The sequence below is a fragment of the Bacilliculturomica massiliensis genome, assembly GCF_900605495.1.
Classification (GTDB): domain Bacteria; phylum Bacillota; class Clostridia; order Peptostreptococcales; family Anaerovoracaceae; genus Bacilliculturomica; species Bacilliculturomica massiliensis.
On the sequence record NZ_LR027603.1, the window covers coordinates 1,632,547 to 1,644,292 of the forward strand.

The 11,746-nt window shown below is 56.6% G+C and carries 8 protein-coding genes and 1 pseudogene; 1 reads left to right on the plus strand and 8 read right to left on the minus strand.

Annotated elements, in window-relative coordinates:
• Positions 1-15: 15 nt before the first annotated feature.
• From E0E37_RS16665 to E0E37_RS16695, 7 genes and pseudogenes are all read right to left on the minus strand, one after another.
• A complete protein-coding gene (locus E0E37_RS16665; protein ID WP_130864105.1) occupies positions 16-1,296 on the minus strand; it encodes a TRAP transporter large permease in 1,281 nt (426 codons plus the stop codon).
• Position 1,297: 1 nt separating this feature from the next.
• Positions 1,298-1,792, minus strand: a complete 495-nt coding sequence (locus tag E0E37_RS16670) for a TRAP transporter small permease (RefSeq protein ID WP_130864106.1) — start codon at positions 1,790-1,792, stop codon at positions 1,298-1,300.
• Between the two features lie 20 nt (positions 1,793-1,812).
• Positions 1,813-2,838, minus strand: coding sequence for a TRAP transporter substrate-binding protein DctP (gene dctP / locus E0E37_RS16675; protein ID WP_165445418.1), 1,026 nt, complete (start codon positions 2,836-2,838; stop codon positions 1,813-1,815).
• 272 nt (positions 2,839-3,110) lie between these two features.
• Positions 3,111-3,878: pseudogene (locus E0E37_RS16680) on the minus strand (class I SAM-dependent methyltransferase); the annotation flags it as partial.
• A 136-nt stretch (positions 3,879-4,014) separates the two neighbouring features.
• Positions 4,015-5,193: a phosphoribosylaminoimidazolecarboxamide formyltransferase gene (locus tag E0E37_RS16685; RefSeq protein WP_130864109.1), complete on the minus strand. Its 1,179-nt coding sequence runs from the start codon at positions 5,191-5,193 to the stop codon at positions 4,015-4,017.
• A 25-nt stretch (positions 5,194-5,218) separates the two neighbouring features.
• Positions 5,219-5,932, minus strand: coding sequence for an IMP cyclohydrolase (locus E0E37_RS16690; RefSeq protein ID WP_130864110.1), 714 nt, complete (start codon positions 5,930-5,932; stop codon positions 5,219-5,221).
• A 145-nt stretch (positions 5,933-6,077) separates the two neighbouring features.
• A complete protein-coding gene (locus E0E37_RS16695; RefSeq protein WP_130864111.1) occupies positions 6,078-6,494 on the minus strand; it encodes a HutP family protein in 417 nt (138 codons plus the stop codon).
• A 416-nt stretch (positions 6,495-6,910) separates the two neighbouring features.
• On the opposite strand from E0E37_RS16695, the gene E0E37_RS16700 reads away from it, so the two are divergent.
• Positions 6,911-10,489, plus strand: a complete 3,579-nt coding sequence (locus E0E37_RS16700; protein WP_130864112.1) for a transglycosylase domain-containing protein — start codon at positions 6,911-6,913, stop codon at positions 10,487-10,489.
• Positions 10,490-10,605: 116 nt separating this feature from the next.
• On the opposite strand, the gene E0E37_RS16705 is transcribed toward E0E37_RS16700, so the two are convergent.
• Entirely contained in the window at positions 10,606-11,691 is a 1,086-nt protein-coding gene (locus E0E37_RS16705) for a YkvI family membrane protein (protein ID WP_130864113.1), read from the minus strand.
• Positions 11,692-11,746: the final 55 nt, after the last annotated feature.

Sequence of the window (11,746 nt, forward strand, 5' to 3'; positions counted from 1 at the left end):
TTCATCCTTTCCCTGTTAGATAGCTCCCAGTACGGTAGGCAGCCACAGCGAGATCTGTGGGAAATAAGTCAGGAGCAGCAGCGCGATCATGCCCGCCACAAGGAAGGGCGCCAGCCGCGAGCAGATATCCTGCATGGTGATCTTCGCCATGTTGCAGGCCACAAACAGGTTGGAACCCACCGGCGGCGTTACCTGTCCCACGGCGAAATTGGCGGTGATCAGCACGCCGAAAGCGTACAGATTCAGATCCAGCATCGTCACGATGGGCAGCAGGATCGGCAGCAGGATATAGAAGCCCGAGGCCGAATCCACAAAGCAGCCTGCCACCAGAAAGATGACGTTGAAGATCAGCAGCAGCAGATATTTGTTGTCCGTCACGGAAAGCAGCGCGCTGGACAGATCGGAGGCCACTCCTGATGTAGTCAGGATCCAGGTGAACACCCCGGCGCAGCCCATGATGAACATGACCACAGCCGATGTGACGCAGGAATCGATCATCAGGCGCCACAGCGCTTTCATATCGATCTCTCTGTAGATGAAGATCCCCACGATCAGTCCGTACATAACCGCGATTCCCGCAGCCTCCGTGGGGGTGAAAAAGCCGCCGTAGATGCCGCCCAGAATGATCACCGGCATCAGCAGACCCCAGAAGGCGTCTTTAAACGTAGCCCACCTCTGAGCAGCCGACGCCTTTTCCTGACGGACGATGCCCTTGTCATTGCGGATCCCCCAAAGAGCGGCGATACAGTAAGCCACGCCCATGAGGATGCCGGGGATGACGCCCGCCATGAACATGCCGCCCACGGACACCTGGGCCAGCATTCCGTAGATAACGAACGGGATGCTTGGCGGTATGACCATGCCGATGCCGCCGGCAGAGGCCAGAAGCGCGGAAGCGTAATTCTTGGAATAGCCGCTGCTCACCATCGCCGGGATCAGCACGCCCCCCAGAGCGGCCACCGTGGCCGGACCGGATCCGGAGATCGCGGCGAAGAAGCAGGCTACCACCACCGTCACGATAGCCAGTCCACCCTTTTTATGCCCTACACAGGCGTTCACAAAAGCCACCAGCCGTTTCGATATGCCCGAGTAGTCCATGATCACGCCCGCCAGCACGAAAAACGGGATGGCCAGCAGAGTGAATTTCGCAATGGAGGCGGACATCAGCGTGGGCAGACCGGAGAGGTCGAATCCGCAGTACATGATCCCCACCACCGCAGCCAGCCCCATGGAAGCCGCAACAGGAATATTGCACAGCAGAAGAACAAAGAAACTTCCTAATAAAATAAGCGCCATGTTACGCCTCCTTTCTCAGCTTATGTACTTCGTTCCACTCCCGCAGACCAGCCTGGATGGAACGGATGAAGATGAACACTGCGCCGCAGGGAAGGGACATCCCCGAAAACGCCGCCGAGATCTGAAGGCCCGGCATGACCTGGCCGTGGGCCAGCTGATTCTGCACCATGCCCACGCCTTCGTAGAACAGCAGCGCCGCAAAAGCGGCGGAGCACACCATGGCAAACAGGACAACGATCTCCTTAGGCACTCCGTGCAGCTTATCTGTCAGGATGTTGAGCCCCGTGTGGGACGCCCTTTTATACCCACAGGAAATGCCCAGCATGGTCACCCAGATAAAGATGAGCACGGTCAGCTCTTCCGTGTAGGAAAAGGGGGTCTGCGGAAGCAGAAACCGGCAGACCACGTTGAAGAAATTCATGATCACCATGATCAGCATCCCGATCGCCATTCCTGCTTCCTCTATCTTGTCGAATACAAGAAATATGTATTTCATTTCACATCCCCCGTCATTAACTAAAACGTATAGCCGAACTCAGCGAAGAGATCCTCTCCGATGGTGTCCTTGTACTGCTCGTAGATGGGCTTGACCGCTTCCTTGAAGGCGGCGATCTCGTCGGCAGACAGCTCTGTTACGGTCAGGTCGTAATCCGCCAGCTTGGCCTTGCAGTCGTCGTAGGCTTTTCTCGCGGCTTCCTTCTGCACGACCATGGCTTCTTTTCCGGTCTCTTCAAACAGCGTCTTTTCCTCGTCGGTCAGGCTGTCCCACAGCTTTTCGCTGGCGGAGAAGATGACCGGGTCGTAGGAGTAGTTCCAGATCGTCATGTTTTTCACGACTTCGCAGGTGTTCTGCGTCACCAGCAGATCCAGGGTGTTTTCGCAGCCGTCCAGCGCGCCCTGCTGCAGGGAGGTGTAAACTTCAGACTGGTTCATGGAAACGGGGTCCGCTCCCAGAGCCTTGAACAGGTTCACGTACATTTCGATTCCCGGAACACGCAGCTTCAGGCCCTTCAGGTCCGCCGGGCTCTTGATCTGCGTCTTGTTGTTAACGATCTGCCGGTAGCCGCTCTCGCCGATGCCCAGGCACACGGCGCCGGAATTGGACACCAGCTCCTTCATGGCCTCGCCGCCTGCTCCGTCCATGATCTTATCCACCTCGTCATAGGAGGACATCAGCCACGGGAACGTGGGCGCCGCCAGCTTGGGCTCCACGGAGGACCACAGCAGCGCGTCCTGCATGTGAAGGTCGATGACGCCCTGCTGAAGCATCTCGATGCTTCCCACCTGATTTCCGCCGGAGAGCTGGTCGTTTCCGTAGATGGTGATCGTATATTTTCCGTCCGTTTTCTCCTCGATGGTCTTGGCAAAATACTCAGCGCCGGCGTACCACGAGCTGGTATCCGGCACCGCCGTACTCAGCTTGAGATCCACGGGTTTGCTGCTTCCGCCGTCGCCGCCGGCGCTTCCGCCGTCACCGCCGCATCCGGCCAGTCCCACTGCCAGCGTCAGTCCTATGAGTAGTGCGATTCCTTTTTTTAACATAACCATTCCTCCTCATTCTCTGTCTTTCAAAGACCTCTCAGATTTCTGTTGATCCAGCCTTTTCCGGCTTTGAATTTGGTAATACGCATAATCCGTGCCAACGGACCTTCAAGGGCAAAAGCCTTTAAAATGCACTGGTATTCCCGGAGAGCAATAAAAAAAGAGCAACAACTCTTGCGTCTCTTGCGCCAGAGTTGTTGCTCTATTCTTCTGTGATCACACCGTATCTTTTCAATTTAACGCCGATTCCGGCGGCTTCTCACCCGTGTTTCTCACTGCTCCTTTACGGCCACCGCCTGGATCCTCCGGTAGTCGGCCACCCATTCGTCTCCATTCCAAAGCCGGGAACGCAACACTTCCTCCATGGCCCTGAGGATCCGCTCCCGCTCTTCCTGTGAAAATCTGCCCAGATCCTCTGTAAAGAATTGGACCACCCAGTTTCTCAGACCCTTTTCTCCGTCGCTCAGAGGCGTAGGTCTGTCGTACTCCAGAATGCGGCGCACTGACATTCCCTCCTCCTCCAAAAGTCTCCGGTATTCCCCGGTCTCCGGGAAAAAAAAGGGGGAATGATAGACCATTCCTCTGGCCTTCATCTCAGCGCTGAACGCCTCCTGGATCGCCTGGATGTTTCCCGCCGCTCCGAATTCACAGACCAGCGCGCCGCCCTTTTTCAGCGCCTTCTTCACGCTGCGGATCAGCTTGCGCTGATCGGGGATCCAGTGAAATACAGCGTTGGAAAAGATCGTGTCGAACCGGTCTTCCCAGGGAAGGGCAGCTGCGTCTCCCACGTAAAATTCCAGCTCCGGCTCGTTCTCCCTCGCTTTTTCCACCATGCTCTCCGATGAATCCAGACCGATCACCCTGGCTCCTCCCGCGGCCAGTTCCCGGGTCAGAGCTCCGGTCCCGCAGCCCAGATCCAATATGGTCTGATCCGCCTCTCTGTTTACAAATTCCAGCAGCTGTTCTCCGTATTTCGCCACGAACAGGTGCTTGTTCTGATACATCTCTGCGTTCCACTGCATCTTTTTTCCTCCTCTGCGCCCATGCGCGTCCTTCCGCCCCGCCCCTCCGGCGGGAACCGTCCGGTTTTTTTATACGCATTTTTTGTGCCAATCAGCGGAGGCTCAGACCCTGCTGCCCGAAAAATCTCACGCAGACGCTGCGGAGGGCAGCGGATCAGTGATGGAACAGCCGGATCCCTGTAAAGGCCATGACCATTCCGTACTTGTCGCAGCACTGAATCACCACGTCGTCTCTCACGGAACCGCCCGGCTCAGCCACATAGCACACGCCGCTTTTGTGCGCCCGCTCGATATTGTCGCTGAAGGGGAAGAACGCGTCCGAACCCAGCGTTACGCCCGTCAGCTGATCCAGCCACGCGCGCTTTTCCTCCCGTGTGAAGACCGGCGGCTGCTCGCTGAACACCTTCTGCCAGGCGCCGTCCGCCAGCACGTCCATGTACTCGTCGCCGATATAGGTGTCGATGGCGTTGTCCCTGTCAGGACGGCGGATATCGTCCAGAAACGGCAGATCCAGCACCTGCGGCGCCTGACGCAGGAACCAGTTGTCGGCTTTCTGTCCGGCCAGTCTGGTGCAGTGCACCCGCGACTGCTGTCCGGCTCCGATGCCGATGGCCTGTCCGCCCTTGACAAAGCAGACGGAATTGGACTGCGTGTATTTCAGCGTGATCAGCGCGATCTTCATGTCCATCCGCGCTTCCTCCGGGAGCTCTCTGTTTTTCGTCACGATCTCCGACAGCAGCGCGTCGTCGATGGCAAGCTCCTGGCGTCCCTGTTCAAAGGTGACGCCGAAGACCTCCTTGTGCTCCAGCGGCGCGGGCCTGTAATTTTCATCGATCTGAATGACGCAGTAATTGCCCTTTTTCTTCTGTTTCAGAAGCGCCAGCGCTTCCTCCGTGTAGCCCGGCGCGATGATCCCGTCTGAGACCTCGCCTTTGATGTAACGGGCGGTAGACTCGTCGCACACGTCAGACAGGGCGATAAAATCGCCGAAAGAGGACATCCGATCGGCTCCTCTGGCCCTTATGTAGGCGCAGGCCAGCGGCGAAAGCGTCTCTCCCTCTTCCACCCAGTAGATCTTCCGCAGCGTATCGTCCAGCGGCAGTCCCACCGCCGCGCCGGCGGGAGAGACGTGTTTGAAGGAGGTGGCCGCCGGAAGCCCGGTGGCCTGCTTCAGTTCTCTCACCAGCTGCCAGCCGTTGAAGGCGTCCAGAAAATTTATGTAGCCCGGCCGGCCGTTGAGCACCTGGATCGGGAGATCGCTCCCGTCGGCCACATAGATCCTGGACGGCTTCTGATTGGGGTTGCATCCGTATTTTAATTCCAGTTCTTTCATCGCAGTTACCATTCCCTTTCCGACTCTACTTATTTTTGTTGATGATGCGCGTGCGGTACGAGCCGTCGGCAATATCGATATAGCGCACAAACAGAGATACCTTATTATCGCCGTTCAGAGAATCCCAGAGCATGTCCGCGAAAGCGTCCATATCGTCGGGGATCTCCACCAGTTTGGGCTCTCCCTCAAAACTGGGAAGCGGACTGCCGTCGCCCACATAAGTGTGGATGAAGCGTCCCTCTCCCGCTGCGCAGTTATTGTAAGCAAAGGTATAGCGGTTGCACTGCGCGGGATTTCCATTGTCGCTTTTCAGAATGGACATGGCATAGCTGAATTTCCCGTCCTCCACATGCAGAACGCCGGAAATACGCGGCGTGTAATTAGGGGCGTCCGGTTCGAATTCTCTGCTGCGCAGGCTCTGCTCAAAGGTGAGCTGATGATCCAGCCCATCGTAGATCGTGTCGGTCTGATCGCCGTTGGTCACGATGGTCTTATTGCCCAGCACCCGCACCGGCGCGTAAATGATCAGACTGGGATCGGCCAGCTTCTCAGGGTCGAAAGCCTGGGTACGGATCCCCTGCCCGTCCTCCACAAAGACGCGGTTGCGGCTGTTTTCGCTTCTGCCCATGATAAAATAGGCGGCGGCCGCTTTTTTTCCGTCTGCGGAACGGCCGATCACGATCCCTCTTCCCGGATAAGAATTCCCTTTCAGCTCTTTTTCCAGCGAAATCATTTCCATTCTCTTTTCTCCTTCCATCGCAGGTCTTGTTTGATCCTCTGCTGTTTTCCTGTAGATTCTCGTCTTTTATCAGTTTAAAAAGTTTCCTTTGGAAACACATTTGCAGTCCACGCCCGCCCCTTTCACAGGGCCGGCTCTTTTGACTTTATTCCGAAGGCAGCGCCCGGTGTCCCAGTCCGATGACCACCTCGTTGAGGTAGAGCAGACCGATGCTCATGAAAATGCACACGCTCAGGTGCTCGCCTTTGCGGCAGACGGCGATCTTGCCTCCGCCGTTCAGGCCCGTGGCCTTGGTGATGATCTGCGTCAGCGCCTCTCTTGTGGCTCCGGCGATGGCGCCGTCCTCCACGTGACAGTCTCTGGTCACGCCGCTCTTTTTCGATGCGATGATCGCCCGTTCTATGATCAGATGGATCGAATTGACCACATCTCCTCCGATGTCCACCGCCACGCCCCTGATCCCCTGCTCCGCCAGCCTGCCGATCAGCTGTTCCTCCTCGGCCCTCGTGGGTGTGATCGCCACCCTGACGGCGGCCCTGGCTATGTCCGTGCTTCCGTTCATTTCTTTCTCCTCCTGTCCTGCCAGAGGGCCTTCCGCCGAAACGCCGCATCCTGCTTCTTTCGTCGGAAACGCCTGCCTCTGCCGCTCTGCCGCGGTCTCCTGCCTGCTATATTGTACCACATGAACTGCCGTAAATCTTGCGAATTATTTAAAATGGGAACATTTTCACAGCTTTTCTTGTCCAATTATCAGCGGCTGTGATATAATGTAACGTGATTATGCCGCGAAAGTTCAACGGATGCGGCGTATTGAGATTACCCATGAAAGCCTGATTCAAGCGCATTTTGGAACAATAAGGTGAAATTCCCCGACTGGCAGACGGCTTTTTTTCCGCTGCCGGATCTTGTTTTGCAGACAGGATGGATTTTCAGACTAATCCTGCGCATTTTGAACCATAATGAAAGTAGGTGATCGTTTTGGCTGACGACTTCGGAAAGAAATCTGAGGAAGAGAAAAGAAAAGAGATAGACGACTTTTTCAACCAATTCGACAGTGAGACAAAAGACGTGGAAAACGTGGAATCCCGCTTTGATCAGATCACGAGCGGTCTGGAGCGGGACGCCAGAGAGCGGCGCGCCCGGGACCACAGCCCCGCCGGAGGGGAAACTCCCGGCGAGGCGGGGGTACCGGCGGTCTCTCCCCGGGAGGACGCCCTGCATCCGGCGGGAAGCAGGCTCTCACGTCTACAGTCGGAGCGGGAACGAAAGAGAAGAGGTACCCGCCGCAGCGCCGCGGATCCAGACAGCGGCCGCCGCGGTGAAAACACCGGCGGCGCTGCCGGAAACGGCGGCGCGGATCGGAGCGAAAGCGGCGCTGAGGCAGAAAAAGGTCATCCGCGGGAGGAAAAAGAAGGGTTTTCACTGAAGGAATCCCTCATCACCTTCTGGGCCTCCATCTGCGCCTGGTTCAGCGGGCTCATGGTAAAGAGCAGGGTCATAGATTCGCCGGAAACTGCGGAAAACGGCGAAGCGGGAGCTAGCATGGCAGGTAAACGAAAGAGAAAAAAACACTATAAGATCAATAAAAAGCAGCTGTTCAAGTTCATCGTTTCCATCGGGCTGGCATGCTGCATCATCGTAGGCATCATGGTCGGCGTCATCATCGCCACCACTCCCTCCATCAACCCCGACAACATCTACGACATGCTGTCGGAGAATTCCATTATGTACGACGATCAGGGAACCGTGGTGGACAGCATCTATAAAGGCGAGACCGGCATGCGTACCAACGTGGCTTACAACGACATACCGGAGAATCTGGTGAACGCCTTTGTCGCCATCGAGGACAAAACCTTCTGGAATCATCACGGATTCAACTTTATCCGTATTTTCGGAGCGATCTTTGAGAGCATCACAAAGGGAGAGTCCATCAGCGGCACCAGCACCATCACGCAGCAGCTGGCGAGAAACCTCTATCTGACGGATACCATGACGGAGCGGTCCCTGACCCGAAAGATCCGCGAAGCGTGGTACGCCGTACAGCTGGAGAGCCATCTGAGCAAAAAACAGATCGTGGAAGCCTATCTGAATACCATCAATCTGGGGAACCGCTCCAACGGAGTTCAGGCTGCTTCTCAGGCGTACTTCTCCAAGAATGTGAGCGACCTCACCCTTCCGGAATGCGCCCTTCTGGCCTGCCTGCCCAAAAGCCCCAGCAACTATTCCCCGGTAAAGGGAAATACCAACGAGGCGCTGGCAGAGGCCAATGTGGATCTGGATACGCTGGATATCTTATCCAGGACCGACGACTGGACCTCCTGGTACAACGACAGAGCCGTTTCCAGCGGCCGTTATCAGCTGGTGCTTAAATTCATGCTGGAACAGGAAAAGATCAGTCAGGAAGAGTACGACGCGGCCGTGGCCTACAATGTCCGCGATTCGATCAAACCGGGCGGCGAGTCCAACGGCGACAGCGATATTTCTTCTTATCTGGCCGACTATACCATCAATCAGGTCATCAGAGATCTGGTCGAAAAAGAAGGCATGAAGGAAGAGGACGCCAGAACGCGTCTGTACAACGGAGGTCTGCGCATCTACAGCACCATGAATCTGTCCATGCAGCAGGCGGCGGAGACTGTGTTCGACGACAGCTCCAACTTCCCCAGCGTAGTCAAACTGAAAAAAGACAGCGGCGGCAACGTGCTGGACAGCAAAGGCCGCATCATGCTGTACAATAAGGAAAATTATCTGGATTCCAACGGCAATTTCATTCTGTCCTCCGACGAGTACAGGAAAAACGAGGACGGCACCATGACCGTCTTCAAAGGAAAGAGACTGAACATCTACAAGGTCAGCGCCGGCGGCGCCACCGACTACAACCTGGAATTCAAGAGCATGTACGAGATCTACGAAAAAGCCTTCTATATCCGCTCCGGCGGCATCATCCAGATCCCCGCCGAATACAAGAGCCGCGACGACGACGGAAATCTGGTCATCAGCGCCAAGTTCTTCGCGGATAAGCCGAACTTTTTCAGCGAGACAGGATCAGGCGGCCTGGCCGTCTCCTCGGATCACTACACGCTGCAGGCAAGAGTACGTCAGCCTCAGGCCGCAATGGTGATCATGGATCAGAAGACAGGGGCCATCAAGGCCATGGTAGGCGGACGCAACACAGAGGGCAGACAGCTGCTCAACCGCGCCACCAGTACCCGTCAGCCGGGATCTTCCATCAAGCCCATGGGCGTTTACGCCCCCGCTCTTCAGAGCGGAGCCAACGGCGAGACCAGCTGGACGGCGGCCAGCGTGATCGACGACTCTCCCCTGATCGTACAGGGCAAGCAGTGGCCAAAAAACTGGTACTCCGGATACAGAGGTCTCTACACCCTGCGTCAGTCCGTGGAACAGTCCGTGAACGTCAACGCCGTCAAGGTATTTCAGGATATCGGCGTGGAGCGGTCGCTGAAGTCGCTCAAGGACTTCGGCGTCACTTCCGTGGTAGAGGAAGGCGACGTTAACGATATGAACGCGGCGGCCCTGGCTCTGGGCGGCATGAGCAAAGGGATCTCTCCGCTGGAGATGTGCGCCGGCTACGCGGTGTTCGCCAACGACGGGATCTATACCAAGCCGGTCTGTTACACCAAGGTGACCAACAAGAACGGCGACGTGATCCTCGAGGGCGAGCCCGAGACACATCGTGTTCTGGACGAAGGCGTGGCCTTCATCATGCGGGACATTCTGCGCACCACAGTCAGCAACGGTCTGGCCAAGGCGGCCAACGTGGGCACGCACACCACCTGCGGAAAGACCGGTACTACTACAGACCAGTGCGACGCGTGGTTCGTGGGCTTTACGCCCTACTATACGGCGTCGCTGTGGATCGGAAACGATATCAACATCGAGCTGTCTCAGGGCAGCGCAGCGGCCACAAAGGTGTGGAGCAAGGTTATGAAACAGATCCACAAGGATCTGCCCAAAGCCAGTTTCAGCGCGGCGCCCTCCACCGTGGTCACCGCCAGCATCGACACCAAATCCGGCAAGCTGCCCTCTGAGCTCAGCGCCCTGGATCCCAGAGGCACGGTGAAGAGCGAATACTTCGTAAAAGGAACGGTGCCCAAAGAAACGGACGACATGCACATCAGCGTGAACGTCTGTACGGAATCCGGCTATCTGGCCACACCCTGGTGTCCCAGTACGGAGAGCCGCGTGTGCATCGACTCCTCCAAACGGGACAGCGCCAGCGTGGGCGACGCGGAGTACAATTCTCCCACCCATTACTGCAACCTGCACAATCTGGACGTGGGAGCCTATCCGGTCAAGGACGGCGTCACCGTGGATCCAGGCTTTACCTGGACGCCCACAGGCGGCGGCGTCACCGATCCTGATGGCGAAGGCGGCTCGGACAGCGGCAGCGGTTCCGGCAGCGACAACAGCGGTTCCGGCTCAGGCAGCGGTTCCGGCAGCGGCACGGGAGGCGGATCCGGAGGCGGCACAACGCCCGGCCCCGATCCCGACGATCCGAACAATCAGATCCCTGACTGGCTGAACACCGACCGCTGACAGATGAGACCCAATAAAGATTCAAAAAAATAAAGTCCCCCGGAGACGGCTGAAAATCCGTCTCCGGGGGATTTTTATATGGCTGACCGCATCATTGCAGCGGCAGGTCCAGCTTTCTATTCTGCGGTCTCTTTCTTTTTCATTCTCATGATGATCATCCGCACCACCATGACCGCCAGCACCACAAATCCCAGGTAACCGTTGATGACATAAATGTAGTTCATCAGTACATTGAACGGGATGTACAGCGCGATGATCAGTCCGATCACAGCCAGTATGCCGGTCAGGGCCTTGAACCTGCCGGTCCCCTCCTGGGAAAAGCGGGAAGACGCCGTCCACAGCAGCGGGCAGGCGCTGGTGTAGATGGCTGCAAAGATCAGAATTCCGAAGATATTCGCCAGCGGCGGCCAGATCTGAGAAGCCAGCACCAGATTGGGGATCTGCATGGTTCCCACCACGTCGATCTGAGCCAGAATGGACAGTCCGATGATCGTATTGACGACTACCAGCACCACGGAAGATACCACGTTGGCCTTCATCAGCGTGCCGAAGTCTTCTTTCATGCCCAGAGCCGCAGTGAATCCAGCCAGCCAGAGGATGCAGAATCCACCGTTCGAGGCGCCGGACAGGAACCAGTTGTCTCCCGCCTTAGTCACCGACAGAGCGCCGGATTCGATGGCCTCGATGTTGTCCCCTATGCCGCCGAAGTTTGACGCCAGACTGACACAAGACATGATGAAGATCAAAAGCACCAGGACCGGTCCGATCTTACCGATGATATCCACGATGGAATTCAACCCGAAAGCCACGGTGATCCCCGCCAGGATCACCACCAGCAGCGCCCCCGCCATCAGGGGAAGGTCGTACTGCTGCATCAGCGTGGATGCGGCGCCCGAGACCATGACAACATAGGACATATAACAAAATAAAACGGTAAAAAGATCAAAGGCTTTGCCTGCGATAGGGCCGCAGTAAAAGGTAAAGACGTCGCTGCCCTTCTCGATGCTGCCGTTTTTTCCCGCATAGGCGTAGCCGTAGTTTGCGATCATCAGAATCACGGCGATGGTGACTGCCGTGCCGATGACTTTCCAGCCGTAAGGAGAATAGTACTGCATGACCTCCTGTCCGGTGGCCACGCCGGAGCCGATCAGGAATGCCAGAAACGCTCCCGCAAGAGTGATAATCTTATATATATTCTTCATAACAACCTCCGTATCATCACATCTGACCTTCAGGCTGATCCGCCTGCCACTGTCA

Bases quoted from the DNA above. Each gene is read 5' to 3' on its own strand.
- E0E37_RS16665 (WP_130864105.1), bottom strand. From the start codon at position 1,296: ATGGCGCTTATTTTATTAGGAAGTTTCTTTGTTCTTCTGCTGTGCAAT.
- E0E37_RS16670 (WP_130864106.1), bottom strand. From the start codon at position 1,792: ATGAAATACATATTTCTTGTATTCGACAAGATAGAGGAAGCAGGAATG.
- dctP (WP_165445418.1), bottom strand. From the start codon at position 2,838: ATGTTAAAAAAAGGAATCGCACTACTCATAGGACTGACGCTGGCAGTG.
- E0E37_RS16685 (WP_130864109.1), bottom strand. From the start codon at position 5,193: ATGAAAGAACTGGAATTAAAATACGGATGCAACCCCAATCAGAAGCCG.
- E0E37_RS16690 (WP_130864110.1), bottom strand. From the start codon at position 5,932: ATGGAAATGATTTCGCTGGAAAAAGAGCTGAAAGGGAATTCTTATCCG.
- E0E37_RS16695 (WP_130864111.1), bottom strand. From the start codon at position 6,494: ATGAACGGAAGCACGGACATAGCCAGGGCCGCCGTCAGGGTGGCGATC.
- E0E37_RS16705 (WP_130864113.1), bottom strand. From the start codon at position 11,691: ATGAAGAATATATATAAGATTATCACTCTTGCGGGAGCGTTTCTGGCA.